At 55.4% G+C, this 25,913-nt stretch carries 25 protein-coding genes; 10 read left to right on the top strand and 15 right to left on the bottom strand.

Translation table 11 applies throughout. The annotated features are described in order from the left end of the window. Positions 1–33 precede the first annotated feature (33 nt). Both ACR0CW_RS03735 and ACR0CW_RS03740 read right to left on the bottom strand, forming a co-directional pair. Positions 34–654, bottom strand: coding sequence for a MarC family protein (locus ACR0CW_RS03735; RefSeq protein ID WP_155143782.1), 621 nt, complete (start codon positions 652–654; stop codon positions 34–36). After that, on the bottom strand, positions 651–2,504 hold the full coding sequence (locus ACR0CW_RS03740) for an ABC-F family ATP-binding cassette domain-containing protein (RefSeq protein WP_480786859.1): 1,854 nt from the start codon (positions 2,502–2,504) through the stop codon (positions 651–653). The genes ACR0CW_RS03735 and ACR0CW_RS03740 overlap by 4 nt, the downstream gene beginning before the upstream one ends. A gap of 108 nt (positions 2,505–2,612) precedes the next feature. Between ACR0CW_RS03740 and ACR0CW_RS03745 the strand changes: the two genes are divergently transcribed. Further along, positions 2,613–3,815, top strand: coding sequence for a multidrug effflux MFS transporter (locus ACR0CW_RS03745; protein WP_480786860.1), 1,203 nt, complete (start codon positions 2,613–2,615; stop codon positions 3,813–3,815). Positions 3,816–3,929: 114 nt separating this feature from the next. Further along, positions 3,930–4,352 carry a nucleoside-diphosphate kinase gene (ndk, locus tag ACR0CW_RS03750; protein WP_155143779.1) on the top strand — a complete coding sequence of 141 codons (423 nt, stop codon included), beginning with the start codon at positions 3,930–3,932 and terminating at the stop codon, positions 4,350–4,352. Between the two features lie 60 nt (positions 4,353–4,412). Here ndk and ACR0CW_RS03755 read toward each other — a convergent pair whose 3' ends face one another. Next, positions 4,413–4,760 (bottom strand): TfoX/Sxy family protein, encoded by a 348-nt coding sequence (locus ACR0CW_RS03755; protein WP_480738646.1) that lies wholly within the window; start codon positions 4,758–4,760, stop codon positions 4,413–4,415. A gap of 103 nt (positions 4,761–4,863) precedes the next feature. Between ACR0CW_RS03755 and ACR0CW_RS03760 the strand changes: the two genes are divergently transcribed. From ACR0CW_RS03760 to ACR0CW_RS03775, 4 genes are all read left to right on the top strand, one after another. Beyond that, on the top strand, positions 4,864–6,087 hold the full coding sequence (locus ACR0CW_RS03760; protein ID WP_480786861.1) for a cytochrome P450: 1,224 nt from the start codon (positions 4,864–4,866) through the stop codon (positions 6,085–6,087). A gap of 279 nt (positions 6,088–6,366) precedes the next feature. After that, positions 6,367–7,884: a CHAD domain-containing protein gene (locus tag ACR0CW_RS03765; RefSeq protein ID WP_480786862.1), complete on the top strand. Its 1,518-nt coding sequence runs from the start codon at positions 6,367–6,369 to the stop codon at positions 7,882–7,884. Between the two features lie 3 nt (positions 7,885–7,887). Then, positions 7,888–8,643: a ParA family protein gene (locus tag ACR0CW_RS03770; protein WP_480786863.1), complete on the top strand. Its 756-nt coding sequence runs from the start codon at positions 7,888–7,890 to the stop codon at positions 8,641–8,643. Next, a complete protein-coding gene (locus tag ACR0CW_RS03775) occupies positions 8,640–9,107 on the top strand; it encodes a CYTH domain-containing protein (RefSeq protein WP_480786864.1) in 468 nt (155 codons plus the stop codon). Before ACR0CW_RS03770 ends, ACR0CW_RS03775 begins: the two co-directional genes overlap by 4 nt. On the opposite strand, the gene ACR0CW_RS03780 is transcribed toward ACR0CW_RS03775, so the two are convergent. The 10 genes from ACR0CW_RS03780 to ACR0CW_RS03825 all read right to left on the bottom strand — a co-directional run bounded on the left by ACR0CW_RS03780 (position 9,104) and on the right by ACR0CW_RS03825 (position 20,651). After that, positions 9,104–10,474: a sensor histidine kinase gene (locus tag ACR0CW_RS03780; protein WP_480786865.1), complete on the bottom strand. Its 1,371-nt coding sequence runs from the start codon at positions 10,472–10,474 to the stop codon at positions 9,104–9,106. The genes ACR0CW_RS03775 and ACR0CW_RS03780 overlap by 4 nt on opposite strands. Continuing rightward, complete coding sequence (locus ACR0CW_RS03785; protein WP_155143768.1) at positions 10,467–11,147, bottom strand: response regulator transcription factor; 681 nt, start codon at positions 11,145–11,147, stop codon at positions 10,467–10,469. The genes ACR0CW_RS03780 and ACR0CW_RS03785 overlap by 8 nt, the downstream gene beginning before the upstream one ends. A 167-nt stretch (positions 11,148–11,314) precedes the next feature. Next, positions 11,315–12,751, bottom strand: coding sequence for a Do family serine endopeptidase (locus tag ACR0CW_RS03790; RefSeq protein WP_480786866.1), 1,437 nt, complete (start codon positions 12,749–12,751; stop codon positions 11,315–11,317). A gap of 86 nt (positions 12,752–12,837) precedes the next feature. After that, a complete protein-coding gene (locus ACR0CW_RS03795; protein WP_170332971.1) occupies positions 12,838–13,218 on the bottom strand; it encodes a hypothetical protein in 381 nt (126 codons plus the stop codon). A 286-nt stretch (positions 13,219–13,504) separates the two neighbouring features. Next, positions 13,505–14,110, bottom strand: a complete 606-nt coding sequence (locus ACR0CW_RS03800) for a nucleotidyltransferase family protein (protein ID WP_480786867.1) — start codon at positions 14,108–14,110, stop codon at positions 13,505–13,507. A gap of 31 nt (positions 14,111–14,141) precedes the next feature. Beyond that, positions 14,142–16,559, bottom strand: coding sequence for a GcvT family protein (locus ACR0CW_RS03805; protein WP_480786868.1), 2,418 nt, complete (start codon positions 16,557–16,559; stop codon positions 14,142–14,144). 96 nt (positions 16,560–16,655) lie between these two features. Continuing rightward, positions 16,656–17,963, bottom strand: a complete 1,308-nt coding sequence (locus ACR0CW_RS03810; RefSeq protein WP_155143763.1) for an HlyC/CorC family transporter — start codon at positions 17,961–17,963, stop codon at positions 16,656–16,658. Positions 17,964–18,026: 63 nt separating this feature from the next. Next, positions 18,027–18,983: a site-specific tyrosine recombinase XerD gene (locus ACR0CW_RS03815; RefSeq protein WP_480786869.1), complete on the bottom strand. Its 957-nt coding sequence runs from the start codon at positions 18,981–18,983 to the stop codon at positions 18,027–18,029. A gap of 2 nt (positions 18,984–18,985) precedes the next feature. Next, on the bottom strand, positions 18,986–20,512 hold the full coding sequence (locus ACR0CW_RS03820; RefSeq protein WP_480786870.1) for a hypothetical protein: 1,527 nt from the start codon (positions 20,510–20,512) through the stop codon (positions 18,986–18,988). Continuing rightward, positions 20,502–20,651, bottom strand: a complete 150-nt coding sequence (locus tag ACR0CW_RS03825) for a hypothetical protein (RefSeq protein ID WP_170332981.1) — start codon at positions 20,649–20,651, stop codon at positions 20,502–20,504. Before ACR0CW_RS03825 ends, ACR0CW_RS03820 begins: the two co-directional genes overlap by 11 nt. Before the next feature lie 79 nt (positions 20,652–20,730). Here ACR0CW_RS03825 and ACR0CW_RS03830 point away from each other — a divergent pair, with 79 nt between their 5' ends. Then, positions 20,731–21,318, top strand: coding sequence for a shikimate kinase (locus ACR0CW_RS03830; RefSeq protein ID WP_155143760.1), 588 nt, complete (start codon positions 20,731–20,733; stop codon positions 21,316–21,318). Next, on the top strand, positions 21,319–22,431 hold the full coding sequence (aroB, locus tag ACR0CW_RS03835; protein ID WP_155143759.1) for a 3-dehydroquinate synthase: 1,113 nt from the start codon (positions 21,319–21,321) through the stop codon (positions 22,429–22,431). It abuts the gene before it with no gap. 12 nt (positions 22,432–22,443) lie between these two features. Here the strand turns inward: aroB and ACR0CW_RS03840 are convergent, their stop codons facing one another. Then, on the bottom strand, positions 22,444–23,514 hold the full coding sequence (locus tag ACR0CW_RS03840) for a site-2 protease family protein (RefSeq protein ID WP_480786871.1): 1,071 nt from the start codon (positions 23,512–23,514) through the stop codon (positions 22,444–22,446). An 18-nt stretch (positions 23,515–23,532) separates the two neighbouring features. Next, positions 23,533–24,036, bottom strand: a complete 504-nt coding sequence (gene ssb, locus ACR0CW_RS03845; protein ID WP_155143756.1) for a single-stranded DNA-binding protein — start codon at positions 24,034–24,036, stop codon at positions 23,533–23,535. A gap of 205 nt (positions 24,037–24,241) precedes the next feature. On the opposite strand from ssb, the gene ACR0CW_RS03850 reads away from it, so the two are divergent. After that, positions 24,242–24,820 carry a lytic transglycosylase domain-containing protein gene (locus ACR0CW_RS03850; protein ID WP_155143754.1) on the top strand — a complete coding sequence of 193 codons (579 nt, stop codon included), beginning with the start codon at positions 24,242–24,244 and terminating at the stop codon, positions 24,818–24,820. A 97-nt stretch (positions 24,821–24,917) separates the two neighbouring features. Continuing rightward, positions 24,918–25,880 carry a LuxR C-terminal-related transcriptional regulator gene (locus ACR0CW_RS03855; protein ID WP_480786872.1) on the top strand — a complete coding sequence of 321 codons (963 nt, stop codon included), beginning with the start codon at positions 24,918–24,920 and terminating at the stop codon, positions 25,878–25,880. Positions 25,881–25,913 lie beyond the last annotated feature (33 nt).

A 25,913-nucleotide genomic window follows, 5' to 3' on the forward strand; every position in this document is an offset into this window, starting at 1 on the left:
CGGAAATTACGAACCTGGCCACTATATGGTGATTCATGACGCAAAACCAAAGGCTTTGAGACCATCAAGGATGAACTGAACGGACAGTGCTGCCAGCAGCATGCCGAGCAAACGTGTCAGAACATTCAGGCCGGTCTTGCCCAGAAAACGCGCGATGAGACCACCGGACAGGAAGAACAACAGAACAACAGCCATCACTGCAAGCATGACAGCGCTTGCGGCGGCGATGCCCTGAATGCCGGGATGTTCACCAGCAAGCAGGATGATAGTCGCGATAGAGCCGGGACCGGCGACCAGTGGTATGGCAAGGGGAAACACCGAAGGGTCAGGGTGCTCTTCCTCTTCGACCCGGTCTTCACGTCGTTTCGTGCGGCGTTCAAACAGCATGTCCAAAGCAGTCAGGAACAGCAATGCACCGCCTGCCACTTTGAAGGCCTCCATCGAAATTCCCACAAACCCCAATACGGCTTCGCCAAAGGCGGCAAAGGCGATCAGGATGCCGGATGCTGTCAGGCAAGTACGCAGCGCGACACGGCGCCGGGTCGCAGCATCCATATCCTGCGTCAATGCAACAAAGATCGGAGCGGTGCCGAAGGGGTCAATCACCACGAATAAGGTAGTGAACGCCGTGATGAAGAATGCCATATCGATCATGCGACACCCTCCGCCTGTTCCAGTTTCTCGGCGGCAGCGACCCACAAGGCTTCGGCGCGTTGCATTGCCTCGACCACTTCTGAGAATTTGCGATTCCAGGTCTCCAGATCGCTGATCCGGTCGACCTCATACAGCGCAGGGTCCGCCAATTTGGCTGACAGTTTATCATGCATGTCAGTCAGCTTCTCGAGCCGGTCTTCGCATTTTCGCAGGTCCGCGCGCAGCGCCAGCATCGCCTCGCGCGATGGACGCTTTGGTTTTGCGGTTTGCGGTTTCTCTTTGACCGGTTTGTCGCGGGCCAGCAGCATGGTGCGATAGGTTTCAAGATCGCCGTCGAAAGGTTTGACAGTTCCGTCCGAGACCAGCCACAGACGATCAGCAACCAGTGACAGCAAATGCATGTCATGGCTGACCAGAACCACTGCGCCGGAATAGGCGGTCAATGCCTCGACAAGCGCCTCGCGGCTTTCGATGTCCAGGTGGTTGGTTGGTTCGTCGAGGATCAGCATATGCGGCGCGTCGATGGTAGCGATCAGCAGCGACAGCCGTGCTTTCTGACCGCCCGAAAGGCGGCCGACCAGCGTTTCCGCCTGATCAGCATTCAAACCGAAACCAGCAAGGCGCGACCGCCACTTACCCGGAGCCTCATCCGGCCGCAGGCGCCGTAGGTGGTCCAGCGGCGTCTCGTCAATATGCAGTTCGTCCACCTGATGCTGTGCAAAATATCCGATGCGCAGCCTGTTGCTGCGGGTCATTTTGCCGGCCATCAGGGGCAGGCGGTCGGATAACAGCTTGGACAAGGTCGACTTGCCCTGACCGTTCTTCCCCAGCAGGGCGATGCGGTCATCCTGATCGATACGCAGGTTCAGGCGGCGCAGCACTTCGGTTTCACCATAGCCGGTCACACCGCCTTCGATCTGGATGATCGGAGGGGACAGTTCCTCAGGCTCAGGAAATGAGAATGCGCGCAGCGCGGCTTCTTGCGGGGTCGAGACCAATTGGATGCGCTCGATCATCTTCAGGCGAGACTGGGCTTGCACGGCCTTCGACGCCTTGTAGCGGAAGCGATCCACGAAACTCTGCAGATGCGCGATGCGGGCCTTGGCCTTGGCGTTTTCCGATTCCGCCTGTGCCAGTCGTTCAGCACGCCGTGCAGCAAACTTGTCGTAAGGCACGGCGTAATAGGTCAGCTTGCGGTCTTCCAGATGCAGAATCGATCCAACAGCCCGGTTTAGAAGTCCTCGGTCGTGGCTGATGATGATGACAGTGTGCGGGTACTTTGCCAGATAGCTTTCCAGCCACAACGCGCCCTCAAGGTCCAGATAGTTGGTCGGTTCGTCCAGCAACAGCAGATCGGGTTGCGAAAACAGCACCGCTGCCAGTGCGACACGCATCCGCCAGCCGCCCGAGAAATCGGAACAAGGACGCAACTGGTCTTCGTCATCGAACCCCAGACCTTTGAGGATCGAGGCAGCACGGGCCTCGGCCGACCAAGCGTCGATATCGGCAAGGCGAGTTTGAATCTCGGCGATGCGGGCAGGGTCAGTGGCGCTGTCGGACTCAGCCATCAATGCGCTGCGTTCGATATCCGCGGCCAGCACCGTGTTGATCAGCGAGACATCAGAAGAAGGGACCTCCTGTGCCACCCCACCAATCCGGGCGCGTTTTGGCAGCACGATATTGCCTGATTCTAAGGCCAACTCACCCCGGATCAGCCGGAAGAGGGTGGTTTTTCCCGTGCCGTTCCGACCCACAAGACCGACCTTGTGTCCATCTGGAATAGTTGCGCTGGCCCCATCGAACAGGGGGCGGCCTTCAACCGCATAGGTTATGTCTTCGATCCGTAGCATGACGCGCTCTTAGCAGAGCGGTGATGCCGCCGCCAGCAGCTTGACATGTTCAAAGCACAGACGATGTGTTAGCGCTGTTCCGATTGATTTTTCTCGACGGTTTTCATCATGCGAGCGGCCCAGACGCCCCCTTCTTTGATCACATTGGTTTTCGCCACGGCGCTTTCGGTGTTGTCGCTGAACATGTTCCTGCCGTCGCTGGCGCGGATGGGAGAGGACTTTCAGGTTGATTACGCCCTGATCAACCTGTCGGTTGCGGGCTATCTGGCCGTGTCGGCAGTGCTGCAATTGATCATGGGGCCTTTGTCGGACAGGTTTGGCCGCAGGCCCGTATTGCTGATTTGCATGAGTGTTTTCGCCTGCGCTTCGCTGGGCTGCGTCCTGGCAGAGTCGATCTGGGTGTTCCTTGGTTTTCGCCTTTTGCAGGCGGCGGTCGTGGCCGGTCCTGTGCTGTCCAGCGCGTCGATCCGCGACCTGTACACCCCCAACGAGGCGGCCAGCAAACTCGGCTATGTCGCTATGGCGATGGCTCTCGCTCCGATGCTGGGGCCGATGCTGGGCGGTGCGTTGGATATGCTGTTTGGCTGGAGGGCAGGGTTCGTATTGTACTCCGCTCTTGGTGCCGGAATGCTGCTGTTGTTGTGGGCGGATATGGGCGAAACCAACACGAACCGATCCGCAACGTTCTCTGCCCAATTGAGGGAATACCCGCATCTGTTTCGCGCACGCCGGTTCTGGGGCTATGCGCTATGCGCAGCGTTCTCGATTGGGGGCTTTTACAGCTTTATTACAGGTGCCCCTTTGGTGGCGGCCGTTTGGTTCGATCTAAGCCCGGCGATGCTGGGTCTTGGGATTGGTATCATCACCGGCGGCTTCATGGTCGGTAACTTCATCACCGGGCGGATCGCGGCAAGAACGCAATTGACGACCATGATCCTGATCGGCCGGGTATTTGCCTCGATTGGTCCGCTTTGTGGCCTGCTTCTTTTCCTGGCGGATCAAGGGTCAGTCTGGGTGTTCTTTGGCTCTGCTATTTTTGTGGGCTTTGGCAACGGTTTGACGAACGCCAATGCCGCGGCTGGGGTGATGTCGGTGCGCCCAAAGTTGGCCGGCAGCGCGGCAGGTCTATCCGGGGCAATGATCGTGGCATTGGGGGCTGTGCTGACATCAATGACAGGCGCTTTCGTCACGCCCGAAAACGGGCCGTTCCTGGTTCTTGGGATGATGTTTGCCAGCAGCTTTATCGGCCTGCTCGCTGTTCTTTACGTTCGTCGGGTTGACGCGTTGGAGCCCTTGCCGGACACAATCTGATCGCCAAATTCCATGGTCGCAATCATTCCACTTTTCATGAGGCACATACCGTGTTAGGCGGCGCGCGATGGATTTCGGCGCGGACCGCGCGCCATATAGTAAGGAGAGGCCGACATGGCACTGGAACGCACATTCTCGATCATCAAACCCGATGCAACCCGCCGCAACCTGACTGGCAAGATCAATGCCAAGTTCGAAGAAGCCGGCCTGCGCATCGTTGCGCAAAAGCGCATCCACATGACCAAAGAACAAGCTGGCAAGTTCTACGAAGTACACGCCGAGCGTCCGTTCTATGACGAACTGTGCGAATTCATGTCGTCGGCACCTGTTGTTGTTCAGGTTCTGGAAGGCGAAGGCGCCATTGCCAAGAACCGTGAAGTCATGGGTGCAACCAATCCTGCAGACGCAGCAGCTGGCACCATCCGCGCCGAGTTCGCTGAATCAGTTGGCGAAAACTCGGTCCACGGTTCGGACGCACCTGAAACTGCAGCGGTTGAAATCGCATATTTCTTCTCGGGTATCGAACTGGTCGGCTAATTCGCCATCAGTTGAATTCCAGAGGCCGTGCCTGAACAAGGCGCGGCTGTTTTTTGTGCTCTATACAGGTTTCAAATCCTTGGGTGCCACGCGTACGCCAATCGCATCCAGTTCAGAGACCAGTTGTGATTGCGGTGCCTTGGTTATTCCGGCTTTGATCTGGTCGAACCGTTGACGCAGGGCTTTTTTCTCTTCGCCTTTGCAGTCATTCCAAGGGCGACCCTGTAATCCCATGACCAGCACATAATAACCAATGAAATGGGCTTTCGTCCCTGCTTCCAACAGCCGGGAATAGGCTTCGTCCGCACCCAGTTCCCGCAATTGCTGGGCAGAGTGAATGCCCGCACGAGTGCAAGCCTGTTCAAAGGCTGGGCCAAGGTTGCGGATTGAGGAAACCGGATCAGACATGAACCCGTCTTAGCTTGGCCGCTGTGACATGTCACCATGGTCTCATTCTAATAGTTGTTTGCACAATTTCATTACGCTACGCCTTGGGGTCAGGGAGACAGCTATGGATGATTTCAGCGCCACACTATCTGTTCGACATTTGGATTTGATGAATCCTCCTAATGGATTTGTGGACGATCCATTCCCATTTTATGATGCTCTGCTGTCCGATGCCCCGGTGTTACGGCAACCAGATGGATCGGTCCTGTTGTCACGTCATTCGGATCTGGACCGGATATATCGCGATACCACCCTGTATTCTTCGGACAAGAAGGCGGCGTTTGGTCCGAAATACGGTATCGGTTCGCCTCTGTTCGAGCATCACACCACTTCTTTGGTTTTCTCCGATCCGCCTTTACACACCCGGGTTCGAAAGATCATGACATCTGCGCTTACACCGCGCGCGATAGCCAAGATGGAGCCCGGCCTGATCGACACCGTCGATATACTGCTGGATCGGATGGCGGGCAAAGGGCAGGTGGATTTGATCGAAGATTTTGCCTCAACCATTCCCATTCAGATCATTGGTAATCTGCTTGATGTTCCAATGGATGAGCGCGACCCGTTGCGCGACTGGTCACTTGCAATTCTGGGCGCTCTGGAACCTTCGTTGACCGAGCAGCAAATGGCCACCGGCCATGCGGCTGTTACTGAGTTTAAAGAATATCTCAGTGATCTGGTTACCCGCAGGCGAACGAAACCTGGTGACCCGGAGACAGATGTTCTGACCCGTCTGATCCGAGGGGAAGGGGAAGATGGGCAACTGAGTGAAATCGAGTTGCTACAGAACTGTATCTTCATCCTGAACGCCGGACACGAAACGACTACAAACCTGATTGGTAACGGTTTAGCATTGCTTAACGATTATCCGGAGCAGCGTCGGCGGTTGTTGGATGATCCCGATCTGATCAACCCAGCGGTTGAAGAGATCCTTCGCTTTCGTTCGCCAAATCAATTCGGCAATCGGGAAACTACGGCCGATATCGAGTTGGATGGTTTGAACATACCGAAAGGAACCAATCTGCATCTCTGTATCGGCGCAGCAAACCGGGATCCTGCAGTCTTTGATGATCCGAAGAAATTTGACATATCACGCAAGCCCAATCGCCATCTGGCTTTTGCTGGGGGACCACATGTCTGTGTTGGACTGACCTTGGCGCGGCTCGAAGGGCGCGTTGCTCTGGGGCGGTTCCTCCAGAGATATCCGGATTACAGGTTGCTGGATGAGCGCGTAGGAGGAGGACGGATCCGGTTTCGAGGCTATTCAGCGCTGCCAGCAATCGTGTGAGTTGGTTGTGCGGGCTTGCGGGCACCATGGTGATGACGCTGGGTAAATCGGGGTTTTCCTTGATGGGTTTTGAGAAAAGCGGTTCCATGATTTTGTGAGGGTCGGATGACCATGACAAGGAAGCTGAAGCCAACTCAGACAAGAATGGAATCTCGTTTGTGCTGGATGGAAAACTCTGAAGACAATCTAGAGACGCGCCATCGAAGACGGGCCCGGTTTTCAAAGGAGCAGAGACCCATTGATGGATGAGCATCTGAGTACTCGGGGGAAGGGCAGGTCATGACGAACATGTCGGACAGTGTTTTTGTTATTCCCGGGACGTTTGATGCTGGTCAACTGGGGAACCTTGAAAAACTATCCGTCAAACTTGAGGCGAAAGCCACAGAGAGGCCTTTCAAACTTCTGGATTGCCATGATCAGTCGCTGCGTACCTCTGGAAGGCTTCTGATCGAAACCAGTGGCTTGCTGCATCTGGTTCTACGAGATGTCGGCGTTATTTCGCAAAAGGCCAAAGGGAATGGTAAGTTTACTCAGGAATTACCCGAAGGTCCTGTGCGCATTGCATTGGCTAAATTCCCCAAATTGCGAGCGTTAACAGTTCTGGGCGATGGTCGGGTAGAAACCCGCTCGCTCTCGGTATTGGATGAACTCCAAAAAACGCAGGTGCGTGGAACCGTTATTGCGCTCACCAGCGCACAAGGTGCCGCTACTATCGTTTGGTTGCACCATCTGCGCGGATACGATCGGGCATACAGCAAAACCTGTTCAGCGATGTCAGAGCTTGGCCACGCTGATGGCGGTATTGAACCACTGTTTCAGACACTTTTCCCTGATCTTGAGCGATATCAGGCCAAACCGCATATCCCGCTGGGCCACGAAGAACACGCAATTGAAGCGGCTGGCGATATCATTCGGACCTTCCTGCACGTTGCCCGGCAGAACGAAGAAGGGGTTATCGCGGATATCGACACTGAATTTCTGCATGATTACCGCGTCTCACTACGACGAATTCGGTCAGTACTAAGCTTGTTCAAAGGTGTATTCTCAGAAGAGCAGACCGCAGAGTTGAAACGCACGTTTTCTGATCTGATGGCACCTACCGGTCGCTTGCGTGATTTGGATGTATACCTTCTGGATAAAGATATTTATTTCAGCATGTTGCCGACCTCTCTTCACGTTGGTGTGCAGAAGATGATGGATCAGTTTGAGCGAGAGCGAACCCAGGAATTGTCACGCTTGTCCCGCAGGTTTCGAAGCAAATCTTATGTCGAAACTATGGATTTGCTGGCTGAGCAGTTTCAGGGTCTTTCTAATCTGCAGGCTGGTCCGAATGCAAATCGTGGTGCCTACGAATATGCGTGTGCTCTGATCTGGAAACGGTATCGCAAGGTTTGCAAACTTGCCCGCAGCATTACCGCCGATACCCCGGACGAAGCAGTTCATGAACTGCGCATCGATTGTAAGAAGCTACGTTATCTGATGGAGTTTTTTGCGCCGTTGTTTGATGCGAGAGCTTTCAAAACGATCATCAAGCCATTGAAAAAGCTTCAGGATAATCTCGGGCTCTTCAATGACTATTCTGTGCAGCAAGAAGCTTTGTTGGAATTCGCCGATCAAAGAAACAACGCAAACGCACGGATAGATACCGAATTGGGGATGGCTGTTGGCGGGCTGATTGCAGTGTTGGACCAAAGGCAAAAAGCTGAACGTGACCGCGTGATTTCGAATTTCGAACACTTTGACGGACCGCAAATTCGGGACCTTTTCCGCAGCTTGTTTCATGCGTCGGGGGATTGAGGAATGAAAATCATTGCCTGCTACAGCAACAAGGGTGGCGTCGGCAAAACCGCCACTTCGGTCAATTTGGCCTACGAGTTTGCGCAAGCCGGGCAACGCGTATTGCTATGCGATTTGGACCCGCAGGGGGCCTCGGGGTTCTACTTACGGATCAAGCCATCGAAAAAGCTGACTGAGGCGCGGTTCTTCGAGGATGTGAAACGCTTTACCAAAGCGATCCGGGCAAGTGATTTTGAAGGTTTGGACGTACTTCCAGCCAATCTAACGTTTCGTGATTTCGACGTGTTTCTGTCCCGAATGCGGAACAAACGATCACGGTTGAAGAAGGCTCTGCAATCAGTTGGTGGCGATTATGATGTGATCGTTCTGGATTGTCCTCCAAACTTCTCGACACTGTCTGAGAACATTTTCAAGGCTGCGGATATGATCGTTGTGCCGGTTATCCCCAGTACTCTTTCAGAGCGTACATTCGAACAGTTGGTTGGATTCTTTGATGAAAACCGGTTGCCGAAAAAGAAGTTACGCGCGTTTTTCTCAATGGTCCAACGACGCAAAACCATGCATCTGGACACGATGAAGGCTATGCGAAAACTCTATCGAAAGAGATTCCTAAAAACCGGCGTGCCGTTTGCTGCAGATATCGAGCGGATGGGGCAGTACCGGGCTCCGGTGTGCACATTTGCCGGGCGCAGCCCTGCAGCGAAGGCCTACAGATCGCTGTTCAACGAACTCGAGAATGGATTGGTGTCTGCCAAATGAGCAAGGAAATCGAACGCAAATTCCTCGTTTCTGAATTGCCGGATTTGAACGAGGCCAAGAAGGCAGTTGTGAAGCAAGGTTACCTGACTGCGCCCGAGGATTCGACAGAGCTGCGCCTGCGCCAAAAGAACGACAGCTTTTTTCTAACCCTCAAAGGCAGTGGTGGCTTGGTTCGTGTCGAGCGTGAAGCCGAAATCTCGGAACAGCAATTTGAGACGTTTTGGCCCGAGACTGAGGGGCGTCGGGTCGAGAAGGAGCGTTTCACAGGCAGACTGCCCGGTGGTCTAAGCTTTGAACTAGATGTGTTTCAGGGAGATCTGTCACCGCTGCGCTTGGTTGAAGTCGAGTTTGCCTCGGAAACTGAGGCGCATGAATTTGTTCCGCCCGAGTGGTTCGGGGCGGATGTCACCGAAGACAAACGCTATAAGAACAAAAACATGGCGATCAATGGTATCCCTTCCTAGGATCGCCGTGCCAGCTTCAAAGTTGTTTCCAAGCCCGGATCCCGGTTGCGTGCAAGGAATGTTCCTCCATGCATGTGGGAAATAGCAGCGACCAGTGCCAGACCAAGGCCTGAATTGCGCTCGGTTCGCGCCGGGTCAAGCGTGACAAAGGGCAACTGCAGTCGGGCCAGATCAGCCTCTGGCACGCCAGGGCCACGATCACGTACGCTAAGCAGTGCAAATGGGCCTTCCTGACCAATTTCAATTGTAATCGCAGTGCCTTGCGGGGCATAACGCATGGCGTTTTCCAACAGGTTTGAAAGCGCCTGTGACAGCAAAGGCCGATGCCCCTGGATAGGTTTCGCTGTGCCTGTGACTTCAAGATCAATACCCTGATCAGCAGCGACCGGCTCGTAGAGTTCAACAACATCTCCCACGAGCTGCTGCAGATCAACCTGTTCGAACTGCTCACGCCCGAGGCCTGCTTCGGCACGTGAAATATCAGTCAACTGGCTGAGTACTTTCAATACGTGGTCGATTTCTCCGGTTGCCCGCGCAACGTCGATCTCTCGGTCCAGATCGGATTTTTCGGGATCGCACAGTGTTTCCACTCGTTGCCGCAATCTGGACAGGGGTGAGCGCAAGTCATGTGCGATCGAATTTGAGGTTGTACGAAGGTTGCTAACCAACTCCTCTATCCGATCAAGCATGTTGTTAAGAGTGCCTGCGACCTGATCGAACTCGTCGCCTGATCCGCGTTGTTGCATCCGCTGAGTGAGATCGCCCGACACGATATGATCCGCAGTATCCGCTATGTCCTTGAGGCGCGAGAAAACCAGCCGTGTCAGCAGCCAGCCGGTCAACATGCTTAAGGCTAATGCAATGGCCAGCGCCAAGGCGACCGAGTGGAATAGAACCCGGTCGAATTGTTGACGGGCGAGGGCATCGCGACCAACCAACAGCCGCTCACCACCTGGCAATCTGATCGATGCGGCAGATATCGGGACATATTGTTCGTCTTCGGCCTTTCGAAGCTCAAGATCGACCCAGCCGCTACCTGCAGCGATCCCTTCCGGCCACTGCCGCAGATTGCCCGCCAGTTTGGTTCCGAAACGATCCGTCAGCAGATAAAGCGCATCACGTTCGGACGCAGATGGAATGCGCCGCTCAATGGCATTCATAAGCCCAAGCAATCCGCGTCTTTCGTATTCATCTGCAAGGCCGGTGAGTTCAGCGGACACAACTGAGCGCGTTTCACCTTCGATGGTCCGGTTGGCCGTGACATAAACCAATGCCAGCACAGCGGCAGTCAGCATGGTGCTGAGCACCATGCTTGCCAGAACCAACCGCGTTCGAGAATTATTGAACGACAGTCGCAGGTTAGCCATCAGATACCATGTATCCGGCACCACGTACGGTTTCGATCAAGGGTTCTGCACCCCCTTCATCAAGCTGCCTGCGCAGCTTGGAAATATGGACATCGACAACATTGGTATTGGGATCGAAATGGTAGTCCCAGACGCCTTCAAGCAACATGGTGCGTGAGATTACCCGGTTTTTGCGACGCAGGAAAAACTCAAGGATCTGAAACTCGCGCGGTGTCAGCGTAATGTCGCGACCGCCACGTGTTACTTTGCGGGTCAGCAGGTCCATTTCGAGGTCTTTGCAGGTCAGGGTGGGGGTCTCCTCCGATTCCTGTGGTCGTCTTAACAGCGCCTCGATCCGCGCGTGCAACTCCTGAAACGAGAAGGGCTTGACCAGATAGTCATCTGCGCCCCCGCGCAGGCCTTTGACCCGTTCGTCAACCGCGCTCATCGCGGTCAGCATCAGCACAGGAGTATTCAGACCCGCGGCCCGCATGGACTTGATCATCGACAGGCCGTCCAGTCCGGGCAGCATCCGGTCCAGCACGACTGCATCGAAACCGCCATCCGTCGCATGGTACAGACCTTCGCGGCCATCGGCTGCGGTTTCGACAACGTAACCTTCTTCGCCAAACCCTTTGGCAATGAAGTCGCGTGTGTCGGTATCATCTTCGACGATCAGGAGGCGTCTGCTCATTGTAGGGTTTCCTTTCAATCACGATATAAGCACGGATATAGATTTAAAAAAACATGCCGGGTGCGGTTTACGCACCCGGCCGCCCCGACAGCACGTGGACAAATCGTGTCAGCCAGGAATAGCGCGTGCCAGATATCCCCATCATGTGGCTCGCGCAGGGTTTCAGATCAGGCGATCTCGACCGCGACGAAAATCTGATTTCCGCCACGATTGATCAGCACCAGAGCCGGATCCGTTTTCTCGCTTTCCAGCGCAGCTTTCAGATCATCCGGTGTCACGGTCTCCAGTTCCCCCAGTTTGACGATTACATCGCCACGCTGCAGGCCTGCTTTGGCGGCAGGGCTATCCGGTTTCAATCCAGTCACGACGACGCCATCAACGTTCTCACCAACGCCCATTTCGGCACGCGCGGTCTCAGTCAACGGTGCGACAGTTACGCCCAGCGAAGTACCGGCGACCTTGTCATCTACAGTGACATCTGCCTCGGTTGAGGCCGCCTGATGCTGACCGATGGTCAGTTCAAGCTGCTCTTCCTGGCCGTTGCGCAGGACGGTGATCACGCTATCGGTGCCCACTTTGGTCGTGCCGACCAAGATTGGCAGATCGCTACTGGAATCAACGGCTTCGTCGTTGAATGTCAGGATCACGTCACCTTGCTGCAGAACACCGTCCGCTGGGCTGCCGCTGACAATGTCTGACACGAGCGCGCCGGTTGCAGTATCGATACCCATAGCCGCAGCCAGTTCGGGGCTGACGTTCTGGATCGATACACCCAGCCAGCCTCGGCTGACCTGACCATCATCGCGCAAATCGGCAGTGATGTGATCAACGATATTTGAGGTTACGGCAAAACCAAGACCAACGGATCCGCCGCTTGGCGAGTAGATCGCTGAGTTTACGCCAACAACCTCACCTTCCATGTTGAAAAGCGGGCCACCCGAGTTGCCTTTGTTGATGGCAGCATCGGTTTGGATAAACTCGGCATAGGGGCCTTCGGAAATGTTGCGACCCTTGGCCGATACAATGCCGGTCGTGACTGTAGCGTTCAGGCCAAAGGGGTTACCGATTGCAACAACATCTTCGCCCACGCGAATAACGTCGCTGTCACCCAGTTTCACCGGCTGCAGTGCTTCGCCGGCATCAATCTTGAGCACGGCGATATCAGTCAGCGGGTCGGTGCCCACGATTTCTGCCTCGAACGAACGATCGTCGCTGAGACGAACCGTGATGGTGCTGGCGTTATCTACGACGTGATGGTTGGTGACGATATAACCGTCTTCATCAAGAACAAAGCCCGAGCCCAGACCTTGGCTTGGGCCACGGTCAGGCATCTTGAAGCCTTCTGGCCCACCAAAGCGTTTGAAGAACTCACCGAACGGGTGGCCTTCGAAATCGAATTCCTGTCCCTGAGCCGGGACGGGGGCAGCGTCCTGTACTGCGACGATGGTCACGACCGAAGGCGATACGGTATCGACCAGATCGGCCAGAGCTTCGTCTGCCAATGAAGGTATTGCTGTCCCGGCAAGCAAAGCTGCGCCCAGTGCACTGGCACCGATCCAGTTTGTTGTACGAGGATAAAGGCGAGAGGATTTGCGAATGCTCATTCTGATTATGTCTCCTGTATACGGCACGCTTGCGTACGCGCGTTGAAACAAGAGATGGCGCATCAGCCTGTGCGTTTTCTGACTGATCAATTAATAAATCTTAATTTTGCCTTATTCCCGATGTTGTATGCCGCCGAACCGTCCGTCGAAACGAAGGAATCGGCTGGCGAAAGACGTCCACGAATCGGTGGATTGTTGCCGGAATCGCGGTCAAAGGGTGAAAAGGGTTGAATTGAATCATTTTTGTTAACAAAAAATCCGGCGCCTTTTCGCTTGATAATTCGATCTTCCTTGGGTTGCGGGCAGAGTGACAAATTGGCCGTCAAATGGCCCTTAGGTCTCTGTTGAATTGTCATATTTGAGAATATGTCTGCTGTAACCTCTGTTTCTGTGCAAGTTGCCGTTACGTGAAGATCAACCAAGGGTTGAAATTCGCGTTCTGCGTTGTTGCGCAAAAACCATTCCAAATGTCACAAAATTAACCGTTTCTTCCAATTTTACATTGTTTGGAACGACCTGATCGGTGACGATGATCTTGCCCAAGTGAGGGGGAACCCAAAGGCACAAGGGGGTGCTGAAGGGTTTATCTCAGTCACCGGAAGCGCTGAGCGGCATGTTAACGAGGGGGTCTTGTTTCGGTTCGGCAGCGGAATAGTCGGCGTCTTATGACGACCAGACTGCGCTTTCGGTGTTGGTGAAAGTGGTAGTCCTATAATTTGGGCAACCGGCCCGGTCGACAACGACCGGGCCGCGTTACGTTTGGGACTTTCTTTGCGTAATCCAGCTTGCCCAGTCTTCGGGCGTATCAAGATCCAGCAAAGCTCTATCGGCGGGAAGCCGTTGCAAATGCACCTTGTCTGCGTGCTGGCGAACCACAGATTGTGCGCCGGTGTCTCCCTTCAGGTTCGATAGCTGGTCGAACAGGGAACGGTCGAAAATGACTGGATGGCCAGGCTTTCCGGTTTCGGTGGCCCCACGCCAGACCAGATTGTCCGGGTTGGCCGCAACCGAGGCCGAGACGCATTGAAGGTCGCTGGTCGTTAGTTCAGGCAAATCGGCTAGTAAAACCATCACCGCGCGTGTATCTGCGGGAATGTGTTTCAATGCCCCTCGGAGGCTGGCATTCATCCCTTCAGCCGCGTCAGGGATTTCAACCTTTTGTACATCTAAACCATCAAGAGCCCTGTAGCGCGGGTGTGGGGCCGGGGGCAGGGCTGCATACACTGGGGCAGCTGCCAGCGCCGTCATTGCTGAGCGGCGCAATAGCGGGATGTCTTCAACAAGCTGCATCAGCTTGTCCGTATCGCCCATACGGCTGGATTGACCGGCAGCCAACAAAATGATGGGTATCTTCTTCATCCCGCCACCTTGCCGCCACCGGCAAGCAGTGTCACCCCCGCATACGTTCACCGTCCGGGTCAAACAAAGGGGTGGAGATCACATGTGCCTTTCGCATTTGGCCCAGTATTTCGATTTCTACTTCCAACCCGTCCGTAATCCGGTCAGATGGCAAGAATCCCATTGCGATGGATTTCTCTGCAAAGTGTGAATACCCGCCAGAGGTACAGAAACCGACAACGGCGCCGTCCAGCCAGATCGGCTCATAGGCATTCACATCGGCATCATCTGCGTCGACCTCAAATGCCACCAGCTTGCGCTGGGTGCCTTCGGCGCGTTCTGCTTCGGCTGCTGAACGGCCTACAAAGTCAGTGTTTTTGGAGAATGAAATGAACCTGTCCAGCCCGGTTTCCGCGGCCGTGTAGTCAGGAGAGAACTCCCTCATCCACGAACCAAAGAACCTGTCGAGCCGCAGGCTCATCATCGCGCGCATGCCGAAGGGAACCATGCCATGCGGTTCACCGGCTTGCCAAAGCGTATGCCAGAGTTGTCGCTGCGCCATCGGATCGCAGTAGATTTCATACCCCAGATCACCGGTGTAGCTGACCCTTTGGACAATGCACTCGTTCATACCGACAGTCATGCGGCGTACATCCAGAAACTTGAGGCTCGAGACATCATCCCGCGTACATGCCGCCAGAACTTTCGCGGCAAGCGGGCCTGCAATCTGGAAACCGTTCCTTCTGTCGCTGATGTTTTCGACTGACACGCCGGCTTCCTGGTGCTGCAGGAACCAGCGCATGTGGAAGGCTTGGCTGCCATACGATGCGGTCAGTTGGAACTCGGTCTCGCTCAGGCATGAGACGGTGAAGTCTCCGATGAGCTTTCCTTTGGGTGACAGCATGGGTGTCAGGGTCAGGCGACCGGGTTTGGGGATGCGACCTGCCATGACCTGATCCAGCCAAGCGCGCGCGCCTGCGCCAGTTACGAGGTATTTTCCAAAGTTGTGGACTTCGTTGATACCAACACCCTCGCGCACGGCGCGCACCTCACGCCCTGTGGCGTCAAAGGCGTCCGAGCGACGGAATGAGGGTGTTTCATATGTGGGCTCATCGCCTTTTGCGAAGTAATTCGGAACCTCAAGCCCATATTGCTGTCCCCAGACAGCACCAAGGTCCGAGAAAATATCATACATCGGCGTTGTGCGGTTGGGCCGCGCGGCGGGCAGTTCCTCGTTCGGATAAGCCACGCTGAAACGTTTCTGATAATTCTCGATCACTTTGGGGCGTGTGTAACCGGGGTTGATCCAGTCGCCAAAGCGAGCCACGTCCATGGCAAAGACGTCTCGTTCGGGTTCACCTTCGATCATCCACTGTGCCAGCGTCAGACCAACGCCACCGCCTTGACTGAACCCTGCCATCACACCGCATGCAGACCAGTAGTTCCGAACGCCGGGTACGGGGCCAACCAGCGGGTTTCCATCAGGTGCAAAGGTAAAGGGTCCGTGGATAACCGATTTGACGCCAGCCTCGGCCAGAACGGGGAACCGTTTATATGCAAACTCGATACTGTCAGTGATCTTGTCATAGTCATCTGGCAACAGCTCGTGCCCGAAATCCCATGGCGTGCCGTCGACTGCCCAAGGTTTACAGGGTTGTTCATAGAACCCGATACACAGACCGCGACCCTCCTGACGCAGATAGCTTTCGCCAGCCGGGTCCATCACGTGCGGATGCTCACCACCGGCATCGATGATTGCCTCGATTTGAGGGATCGAATCCGTGACGAGGTATTGGTGCTCCATTGGGTGCAGTGGGAAATAGATACCGGCCATTGCGCCGACCTCACGCGCCCACAGGCCCCCTGCGTTCACGATATGCTCGGCGTGGATCGTACCTTTGTCGGTAACCACATCCCAGGTGCCATCTGGCCGCTGATTGGTTTCGCGCACCATGCAGTGGGTTTCGATCGTTGCGCCGCCCATCCGCGCTGCTTTGGCATAAGCATGCGTTGTACCCGAGGGGTCCAGATGCCCGTCTAGCGGGTCGTACAGCGCCCCAATGATACCGTCGGTGTTGGTGATTGGGGCGATCTTCTTGATTTCTTCCGGACCAACAATCTCGGTCTCGAGCCCCATGAAGCGATGCTTGGCGCGTTCCGCCAATAACATGTCGAACCGATCCTGATTGTCGGCCAGCGTGACGCCACCCACGTGATGCAGCCCGCACGACATGCCGGTGATTTCTTCCAGCTCTTTGTAGAGACGGATCGTGTAGCCTTGCAGCGCAGCCATGTTGGTGTCGCCGTTCAGCGTGTGAAAGCCACCGGCAGCATGCCAGGTTGAACCACTGGTCAGCTCCGAACGCTCGAGCAGCATCACATCCGACCAGCCCAGCTTGGTCAGATGGTATAGTACAGAACAACCGACTACACCGCCGCCAATGACAACAACCTGACACGAGCTTTTCATTCACACCTCCTTGTTTGAAGTGAAGGTGCGTGGCAGTGCGATATCTATCTGTCGAAAAAACGACCGACTGTGTCGTTTTCAACATTCGGCGTTGAGTCAGAGGGGTCTGACCTTCAAACCCGTGATACGGTTTCCTTCGCGGGCAGTGACCTCAAAACGAAAGCCGTGGAACGAAAACACCTGTCCAACAATCGGGATCATCTGCGCTTCGTGAATAACGAGACCAGCAAGCGTATTTGCCTCTTCATCCGGCAGTGACCAGTCCAGCGCGCGGTTCGCGTCCCGGATCGTCATGGCGCCTTCAACAAGAAACTGACCATCCTCGGTGCGGGTCACCGGGACCTCTTCGTCGATGTCGAATTCGTCAGCAATCTCACCCACGATCTCTTCCAGAATGTCCTCGAGCGTAATCAAGCCGCGCAGAGAGCCGTACTCATCGACCACGAGGGCGAAGTGGCTGTGCATGCGCAGGAACTCTCGCATCTGATCGTCGAGGGTCGTGGTTTCAGGCACAAAATAAGGGTCATTCGCAACTTTGGAGATGTCGAAAGAGCGCAGCTTCTCTGTATCGCCATCGGCACCACCGACCTGAGCGTACATTGCGCGGAACAAATCCTTGGCATGGACCACTCCGACAATGTTCTCGGGCTCATCTCGAAAGACGGGCAGGCGCGTATGCGGGCTTTCCAGGCATTGTTTCAGGATCGCTTCTGGCTCGGCATCGGCGTCGATCATTTCGATGTTTGAGCGGTGAAGCATGATTTCCTCGACCGCGCGGTCACCAAGGTCCAGTGCACCAAGGATACGGTCACGGTCCTCTTTTTCAACGACACCTTCGGAATGGCCCAGTTGCAGGGCGCCAGCGATTTCTTCACGCACCGCAAGGATATTGCTGTCTGGGTCGATTTTCACCCCGAACAGGCGCAGTACGCCACGCACCAACAGTCGTACAGCCGCAACGACCGGGGAAAACACTGTTACGACAACGCTTATGACCGGGGCAACAGCCGCAGCAGCCTTTTCCGCGTTCGTAATGGCATATGTCTTGGGCAGGACTTCAGCGAAGATCAGAACCAGCAGTGTCATCACCAAAGTCGCAAGCGCCACACCGCTTTCGCCGAACAGGCGCGTGAACAACGCGGTCGCCAGCGACGCCGCCAGGATGTTGACGAGGTTGTTGCCCAGAAGGACAGACCCAATGAGGCGCTCGTTGTCGTCGGTGATGTCGAGCGCTTTTTGCGCCCCCCGCGATCCCTTGTCTGCCTGTGCCCGAAGCTTGCCGCGAGAAGACGCGGTAAGCGCAGTTTCTGAGCCTGAGAAGAAGCCCGACAGCACGAGCAATAGCAAGATAGAGCCGGTCGTAATCCAGAAGGCACCATCAATCAGAGAAGGGTTGGGTTCCATCGTTCCTTGAATATTAGTGTTGTTGCATCCGTTATGGGGCCGCGGCCCCGCCCAATCAAGGGGTTAGCCCTTGTTCTTGTCATCGTCCTTAGCCAACGGATGATGCTGAAGGACCAGTTCGGACAGACGTTCATCCAGAACATGCGTATATATTTCGGTTGTTGCCACGTCGGCATGGCCAAGCAGCGTCTGGATCGAGCGCAGATCAGCGCCATTTGCCAACAGATGCGTCGCAAAAGCGTGGCGCAGCGTATGCGGGGTGACCTTTTCGGGTGAAACACCGCCGTGAACCGCCAGCTCTTTCACAAGAAGAAAGAACCTGTGCCGCGTGAGATGACCTGATTTGCCGCGCGAAGGAAACAGAAAACGGGACCTTTGTCCGCCTTTGGACACAGTTTCTTCCTCAGCCTCATCCCGAACTGTTAGCCACGCCGCCAACGCATCGCGAGCGGGTGGGGACAGCGGCACCATCCGCTCTTTTCCGCCTTTGCCCAACACTAGCAACATCCGTGGGTCACCACGCGCGGATGAAACAGGTAGCGACACCAGTTCAGTGACGCGCATACCGGTCGCGTAAAGGACTTCCATCAGGCACGTGTTGCGTATCTTGTCTGCCGTGCTTCGGCCTGTCTGTCGTGCAGCGTCCAGCAAACGATCCACTTCAACAACATCCAGAGTTTTGGGTAGCCGCTTTTGGCGACCTGGACCTTTTATCTGGATTGCGGGATTGGTGTCGCGCCAACCTTCTTCAAAGGCAAAGCGATAGAGTTGTTTGATGGCCGAAAGACGCCGCGCACGCGTAGACCGTGACAGCCCCTGCGCATCACAATCGATCAGATAACCTTCGATCTGATCGCGGTCAGCCTCAGCAAAGCCTGATTTATGACGTTCCAGCCAAGATGAGAAATCCTTGAGGTCGCGACCATAGGCCAGCAGGGTATTGGTCGCAGCCCCAAGCTCTGCCGCCTGCGCCTCCAGAAACGTTGAAATCCAAAGGTCTTGCGTCGCTGGCGCAGTCATACTCATGTACCCTGCAGGATCATAAGCTGAAGCGCTGCCCGTCTTGCTGTATCCTCGAGCCCAACGCGACGGAATGCTGCGATGGCAGCTGTCAGGTCTACCAAATTGCCACGCGCGCCATGCGCAAACAGGTGCATCGCCTCCAGAATGGCTTCGCCAAGCTGACCATTGTCCAGCATTGCATTGATATCTGATGGAACGGGTGCGGCCCAGACAAACCCTTCAGAAATGGCATCTGCGAGTGGGGATGGGGAGGGCGCGCGTCCCGGATCACCTTGTGCCAGTGCGGCCAGATACTGATTTTCCTGTGAATTGTCCGGAACCTTTAGCGCTGCATTCTCATAAAGCTCGGATAACAGCAGAATTCTCCAACGAAGATTTTCAGCTGAGGCTGTTGGTAGCTTTATGTTGACCAGTCGCGCTGCAAACAGTTCGGCGAAAGGCACCTCAAGGCCGACGCTTCGCATTTGTTCCCAGACGACCGGAAGTGTTTTGGCGATGGCTTCGGAATTGCGTGTTTCCAGCGCAGTTTCAAATCGCTGAACTGCTGCGACCCGATCCCACACTGCCCCCGACGCTGCCGGAGACCGCTCGGTGTAGAGGCCCAGCAATTGATTAGGGGTCAGTGCCCCAATGCGCGTCAAACGCTCTGCAGCTTCGATCTGGGCTTTCCAGCCCGCGACATCGCGCAGATCGGCGTTTGCGAAGGCCCGAGGCAACGGGGCGCTCGGCAACCGTTCACCAATCGCTTCGAAAAGGCGAAAGGTCAGGGGATCCGGGTTATCAGGTTGGGGAAGATACGCGGCCCCTTCAAACATCTCGGGGCTGAGAAAGCGATCCATAAGATCGAGTTGTTCCGGGGACATCACCTGCAATGCGTGCGCAGCTTCGAGCGTCAGTGCAGCCGAGGACCAGTCACCTCTACGAGCCTTGCAGAAAATCTGTGCCGAGTAGTCGCGCGACAGATGAGGTTGGGCGATCAATGCCGTACAGCTGCGATCCTCGTCACCTGTAAGCAGCGTCGCATCGAACCAGCGTTTGAAGCGTTCTGGCGTGTCGGTTGGTCCGGCCAATTGAACAAGCGATTGAACCGGATCCGAAGCCCCAAGTTGCATGAGCCGATCGAGCCTCGCCATCAGAAGCACGTCTTGCATGCCCGTGCCGGTGGGCGCGCGCGCCTCAGAAAGCAGCAGCGTGAACAACAGCTTTTGCATAGCTGGATTGGCTTTTACCGGAACACGCTTGATCAACTCGGCGAGGCGTTCCGGATCACTGCCTTGCCACAGATCGACAGGAAGGCCGGTTACCGATGAAGACACAAGGCCAAGCGGCGGTGAAAGAGCCTCGAGAGGCGTGACCTGAACATCCGGCTGCAACCCGGTCTGGGTCACCGGTGGTTCCAGCAGGACGGTACCCGGAAGGTTCTCGGGTGGGTTGTCCAGCCAGTCGATGACGGAAAGTGGTTCCTGCGTCTGGGCCTGAGCTGTTCCTGCCAGAACAAGCGCAAGCAGCGCGGTTCTAGTCAACATTCAGGATAACCGGTTCTCGGATTTCACTTTGAGGCGCAGAGAAATCTGCGCCAAAGAATGGCCCGACATAGGCATACGCCACCAGCCCGATGAAGCCGAGGCAAATAAGGTATATCAGGAACTTGATCAGACGGCCCATGGTTTAACGCTGCCTCAATTTTCGCTTTTGCCCAAGTTATAACTGGCATTTTTCCCAAGATCACGTCATTCACGGTGAAATGAGCGAAATTAAGCATAACACGTCAAATCCGGGCAACGCGCAGAGCTTTGATCTGCACAAAACCGTTGTTTTGGTTGGTATGATGGGCGCTGGTAAGACAGCGGTGGGGCGTGCTTTGGCTGCGCGGCTGTCGGTTCCGTTTCTGGACAGCGACGCCGAGATCGAATCGGCGGCCAACATGACGATCCCGGAGATATTTGAACGCGACGGCGAGCCGTTTTTTCGCTCGAAGGAAAGTCAGGTCATCGGCAGGTTGTTGGACGAAGAAAAAGGTATCCTGTCCACCGGAGGTGGCGCCTTTTTATCCGGCGAAAACCGCCAGATGATTTCAGACCGAGGTGTTTCCGTCTGGTTGCGGGCGGATCTGGAAGTGCTTTGGGGCCGGGTGAGGCACAAGGATACACGGCCGCTGCTGCGTACCTCAGACCCCCATGCGACCTTGCGCGCGTTGTACGAGGCGCGTGTTCCGATTTATGCGCAGGCTGATCTTGTGGCGGACTCGGACGCTGAGACAGCGATTGAGGATATGGTGGATCGTGTATTGGCCGAACTGGCAACGCGTCCCGATGTTTTGGAACAGAAGTAAATGCATCAGACTGTTTTCGTAGACCTGGGTGATCGATCCTACAATGTTGAGATTGGTCCTGATCTTCTGGCTCAGGCGGGCGCACGGATCGCACCGCTGCTGCCGCGCCCAAGGGTTGCGGTTCTGACAGATGAAACTGTTGCGTCCATTCATCTTGAGGGATTGCGGTCTGGTTTGGCTGCATCTGGCATCGAAATGACAGCGCTTGCCCTGCCTGCGGGGGAGGCAACCAAAAGCTGGCCGCATTTTGAACGCGCCGTCGAGTGGTTGTTGGCGGAAAAGATCGAACGCCGTGATGTAGTGGTGGCCTTTGGCGGCGGCGTCATCGGTGATCTGGCGGGTTTCGCCGCAGCCGTTCTGCGGCGCGGAGTGAGGTTTGTTCAGATCCCGACCTCGTTGCTGGCGCAGGTGGACAGTTCAGTTGGCGGAAAAACAGGCATCAACGCACCTCAGGGCAAGAACCTGATCGGTGCCTTTCATCAACCTTCACTGGTTCTGGCAGACACCTCTGTATTGGGTACGCTGACGGCGCGGGACTTTTTGGCGGGCTACGGCGAGGTCGTCAAATATGGTCTGCTGGGTGACGCATCCTTCTTTGAATGGTTGGAAGAGAATGGACCGGCATTGTCATCCGGAGATATGGCGGCGCGCGTCCAGGCCGTAACGCGTTCAGTACAGATGAAAGCGGATATCGTATCCCGTGATGAGACCGAGCAGGGTGATCGGGCCCTGCTAAATCTGGGACATACGTTCTGTCATGCACTCGAGGCTGCGACGGGTTATTCGGATCGACTGCTTCATGGAGAAGGGGTCGCGATTGGCTGCGCGCTGGCTTTTGAGCTCTCAGCTCGTTTGGGCCTGTGCTCGCAAGAAGATCCCAGCCGTGTGCGTGCGCATCTACGCGCGATGGGTATGAAAACCGATCTGGCGGACATTCCGGGTGACCTACCTGGGGCGGAGGCTTTGGTTGAATTGATGGGTCAGGACAAAAAGGTCGTGGACGGTCAGTTGCGCTTTATTCTGGCGCGTGGAATTGGCAACGCTTTTGTAACCTCTGATGTCCCGCACGATGCCGTCTTGTCTGTGCTTGAGGATGCGTTGGCAACCTGCTGATAAATAGGGAAATCAGCGCCCTCTGATAACCATCAACTCGCCGATGTTCTCGCGGGTGATATAACCGATCATTCGACCGCCTTCGGTACATACAGCTATGGCAGGTGCCCCGTGGTGTAGCTTGTCCAGTACTGTTTCCAATCCGCTAGTCAGCAAAACGCGGGGGATGTCTGTATCCATGACAGAAGTTGCGGGATCAGATCGGGGGTGATCGCTTGCCAGCGCAGCAAACAGGCGCTCACGCGTTACAAAACCCAGCAAGCTGCCATCGGTCTCCAGAACTGGAAACTCGTGCTGCGTCGTGTGGATTACGGCTTGAGCCGTGGTGTTGAGTGTATCGTTTGGCGACAGTGACTGAAATTCAGTAATCATCGCATCGCGGGCCAATACACGCCGCGCAATCGAACGCATGGCGACATCCTGACTTTCTGCATTGGCCGCGATGAAGACAAATACGGCAATCAGAACAAGGAGCGGATTGCCCGAGGTCAGCCCCAGAAAGCCCAATCCAACCGCAACCATCTGGCCACCCAGCGCCGCTACGCGAGTGGCTTTGACTCGATCCATTTTCAGGCACAGCAAAGCGCGAAAAACGCGACCCCCATCCATCGGAAATGCGGGGATCATGTTAAACACGGCAAGGAACAAATTGACGTAGGCCAATCGGCTGAGAAGATCGGACTGTGCCGAGTCGATTTGTGTCAGTGTTTCGATCTGCATTCTGGCGCCGAGGATCAAAAGCACCACCCAGATCACGACGTTTACAGCAGGTCCGGCAAGCGCCACCAGAACCTCTTGCATCGGTTTTTCCGGCATACGTTCCAGCCGGGCAAGACCGCCAATTGGCAGCAGCGTGATATCGGGTGTTCGAATGCCATACCGCCGCGCCATGAGCGCATGACCGAATTCATGCGCAACGACGCAGGCAAAAAGCGCCAGAACAAACAGTAGGTTGTCGATGGCTGCAGGCCATCCTCCATTGGAATAGGCCGCGAATCCGACCCAAGCCAATAGTAGGAAGAACGTGACATGGACCCTCAGCTCTGAGCCGAGCAAGCGGCCAACCGGGAAGGACCATGTCATCTTTGTTCTCCGTTTTGCTTAGAACGGAATCTCGTCGTCGTCGATCCCGCCTGATGCTGGTGCCGGTGAACCGGAAGGTGCGCCGTACGGATCTCCATATCCGCCGCCGGCCTGACCACCGCCGTAGCCGCCTGCCTGGCCGCCACCGTAGCCTCCGCCGCCGCCTTCACCGCGGGCATCCAGCATTACGAGGGTAGAGCCAAACCCTTGCAAAACAACCTCAGTCGAATAGCGATCCTGCCCAGACTGATCCTGCCACTTTCGGGTCTGCAGCTGCCCTTCAAGATAAACCTTGGAACCTTTGCGCAGATACTGTTCAGCTACGCGAACGAGACCCTCATTGAAAATGGCGACCGAGTGCCATTCGGTACGCTCACGGCGTTCACCCGTGTTGCGGTCTTTCCATGTTTCCGAGGTGGCAATACGCAGGTTGCAGACCTTGCCGCCGTTCTGAAACGTCCTCACCTCGGGATCACGGCCGAGATTGCCGACCAGAATGACCTTGTTGACTGAACCTGCCATATGTTTCCCCGTGCTTTAGCAATTTGGTTGCGCCCGAATCTGGGCGGTGTTCATTCGTGACCCTATACGGCCTGCGTCTTGGTTAAAACAGAGTTGATCATGCAGCGGTTTGACAGGAATTCTTGTGGTTCTTTTAACCAAGCTTTCATTTCTGACTGGAATACCTATAATCCGTCTGATTGCTGAACGAGCGGGATTGGCTTTAATGCGTTTTCTGGTTGGTGGTTTCTCGATTTTTTGCCTCGCTTTGGCATCTGCACCAGTGCAGGCTGATGTGCTGTCCACAAAGAATCGGAAAGACATCTTCCTCAAACAAGCCAAGATTCTGGATACACGCGCGGCCACCCAGTACCGCGATTCCGACAGGCTTAAGCCGAAAACCGCGCAAGGCAAATTCAGCAAGCGTTATACCGGAAAGTACCGTGGCGAATATCTGGCCATGGCCCGGCAAGCTGCCCGTTTGCACAGCGTGCCTGAGGAACTGTTCCTCAGACTGGTTCAACAGGAAAGTGGCTGGAATCCTCACGCCAAGTCGCACAAAGGCGCGCTGGGTCTCGCGCAGCTTATGCCTCAGACCGCGCAGCTGTTGGGTGTGAACCCACATGACCCGAAGCAGAATCTGGAAGGGGGCGCGCGGTATTTGTCCTGGCAGTATCGCAAGTTCAAATCCTGGCGTCTTGCGCTGGCTGCCTATAACGCAGGGCCAAAGGCCGTAGAAAAGCATGGCGGCGTCCCGCCATACGCGGAAACCCAGAACTATGTGAAAGTGATCTGGGGCGGCTAAGTTTCCAGCGCTGCATTGCAGAGAGCCTGTTTCTTGATTGGCCACCATTCGGCGCATTAACCTGATTTGGTAATCCCAGATGACGGTGACTTTGCCGATGACACGCGACCGACCGGACATTCCACCGGATACTATGGCCAATTGGCAAAAGCTGGTTGACCTGGTCTCACAGCTTGCTGATGTGCCAGCCAGTCTGATCATGAAAACGGACGCGCCTGATCATGCGGTTCTGATTACGTCCGATCATCCGGAAAACCCGTACCCGGTGGGTATGAACTTTCGTTTGAACCCCAAGCTTTATTGTCAGGGTGTGCTGGAGCGCAATGGCGAGTTGGTGGTTGAAGATGCACAATGCGATCCGGTGTGGAGTGATAATGAGGATCTGGAGCATGGCATGTCGTTCTACATCGGGTTTCCTCTGAAATGGCCCGATGGCACGGTATTCGGAACCATCTGTGTTCTGGATCGACACCGCAACCGACGCGCTCTTTTGTTCCGAGAGGGGCTTGCCCAGTTCGCACGCATGGTCGAGTCAGATTTGGCTTTGATACAAGAGGTTTACTTGCGCAGAGCGCTCGAAGAGAAACTCAACGAAACGCTTACGCATCTGGAAAATCGTGTTCAGGCCAGAACGCGGGAGTTGCAAGAAACCAATACGGCTCTTCGCGTGTTGCTAACCAGTCTCGATGATGATCGGAAGGACCGGGATCAGGATATCGTAGAGCGCGTGCGCTCGATGGTGTTGCCTTATCTCGATAAACTGCGCGGGCAGTTGGTCGAGGGAGAGGCATCTCATGCCTATCTGGATCTGGCCGAGAGCAATCTAAGGGACATCACCTCGATGATGTCGGACAAACTGTCTGATGCGTTCTCGATAATGACCCCGACCGAGATCGAGATTGCACAGTTGGTTATGTCTGGCAAAACAACGAAAGACATCGCGCGGGCGATGTCACGGGAAACTTCGACCATCGATTTTCACCGCAACAACATACGGCGAAAACTGGGGCTGGAAGGGCGTGATCAGAATCTGCGCAGCCATCTGCTCTCGATTTCGTGAACACGGAATATGGGGTTTTCCCCCATATTTCCC

The sequence above is a fragment of the Ruegeria sp. CH6 genome (assembly GCF_056537005.1).

Bases quoted from the DNA above. Each gene is read 5' to 3' on its own strand.
- ACR0CW_RS03735 (WP_155143782.1), bottom strand. From the start codon at position 654: ATGATCGATATGGCATTCTTCATCACGGCGTTCACTACCTTATTCGTG.
- ACR0CW_RS03740 (WP_480786859.1), bottom strand. From the start codon at position 2,504: ATGCTACGGATCGAAGACATAACCTATGCGGTTGAAGGCCGCCCCCTG.
- ACR0CW_RS03745 (WP_480786860.1), top strand. From the start codon at position 2,613: ATGCGAGCGGCCCAGACGCCCCCTTCTTTGATCACATTGGTTTTCGCC.
- ndk (WP_155143779.1), top strand. From the start codon at position 3,930: ATGGCACTGGAACGCACATTCTCGATCATCAAACCCGATGCAACCCGC.
- ACR0CW_RS03755 (WP_480738646.1), bottom strand. From the start codon at position 4,760: ATGTCTGATCCGGTTTCCTCAATCCGCAACCTTGGCCCAGCCTTTGAA.
- ACR0CW_RS03760 (WP_480786861.1), top strand. From the start codon at position 4,864: ATGGATGATTTCAGCGCCACACTATCTGTTCGACATTTGGATTTGATG.
- ACR0CW_RS03765 (WP_480786862.1), top strand. From the start codon at position 6,367: ATGACGAACATGTCGGACAGTGTTTTTGTTATTCCCGGGACGTTTGAT.
- ACR0CW_RS03770 (WP_480786863.1), top strand. From the start codon at position 7,888: ATGAAAATCATTGCCTGCTACAGCAACAAGGGTGGCGTCGGCAAAACC.
- ACR0CW_RS03775 (WP_480786864.1), top strand. From the start codon at position 8,640: ATGAGCAAGGAAATCGAACGCAAATTCCTCGTTTCTGAATTGCCGGAT.
- ACR0CW_RS03780 (WP_480786865.1), bottom strand. From the start codon at position 10,474: ATGGCTAACCTGCGACTGTCGTTCAATAATTCTCGAACGCGGTTGGTT.
- ACR0CW_RS03785 (WP_155143768.1), bottom strand. From the start codon at position 11,147: ATGAGCAGACGCCTCCTGATCGTCGAAGATGATACCGACACACGCGAC.
- ACR0CW_RS03790 (WP_480786866.1), bottom strand. From the start codon at position 12,751: ATGAGCATTCGCAAATCCTCTCGCCTTTATCCTCGTACAACAAACTGG.
- ACR0CW_RS03800 (WP_480786867.1), bottom strand. From the start codon at position 14,110: ATGAAGAAGATACCCATCATTTTGTTGGCTGCCGGTCAATCCAGCCGT.
- ACR0CW_RS03805 (WP_480786868.1), bottom strand. From the start codon at position 16,559: ATGAAAAGCTCGTGTCAGGTTGTTGTCATTGGCGGCGGTGTAGTCGGT.
- ACR0CW_RS03810 (WP_155143763.1), bottom strand. From the start codon at position 17,963: ATGGAACCCAACCCTTCTCTGATTGATGGTGCCTTCTGGATTACGACC.
- ACR0CW_RS03815 (WP_480786869.1), bottom strand. From the start codon at position 18,983: ATGACTGCGCCAGCGACGCAAGACCTTTGGATTTCAACGTTTCTGGAG.
- ACR0CW_RS03820 (WP_480786870.1), bottom strand. From the start codon at position 20,512: ATGTTGACTAGAACCGCGCTGCTTGCGCTTGTTCTGGCAGGAACAGCT.
- ACR0CW_RS03825 (WP_170332981.1), bottom strand. From the start codon at position 20,651: ATGGGCCGTCTGATCAAGTTCCTGATATACCTTATTTGCCTCGGCTTC.
- ACR0CW_RS03830 (WP_155143760.1), top strand. From the start codon at position 20,731: ATGAGCGAAATTAAGCATAACACGTCAAATCCGGGCAACGCGCAGAGC.
- aroB (WP_155143759.1), top strand. From the start codon at position 21,319: ATGCATCAGACTGTTTTCGTAGACCTGGGTGATCGATCCTACAATGTT.
- ACR0CW_RS03840 (WP_480786871.1), bottom strand. From the start codon at position 23,514: ATGACATGGTCCTTCCCGGTTGGCCGCTTGCTCGGCTCAGAGCTGAGG.
- ssb (WP_155143756.1), bottom strand. From the start codon at position 24,036: ATGGCAGGTTCAGTCAACAAGGTCATTCTGGTCGGCAATCTCGGCCGT.
- ACR0CW_RS03850 (WP_155143754.1), top strand. From the start codon at position 24,242: ATGCGTTTTCTGGTTGGTGGTTTCTCGATTTTTTGCCTCGCTTTGGCA.
- ACR0CW_RS03855 (WP_480786872.1), top strand. From the start codon at position 24,918: ATGACACGCGACCGACCGGACATTCCACCGGATACTATGGCCAATTGG.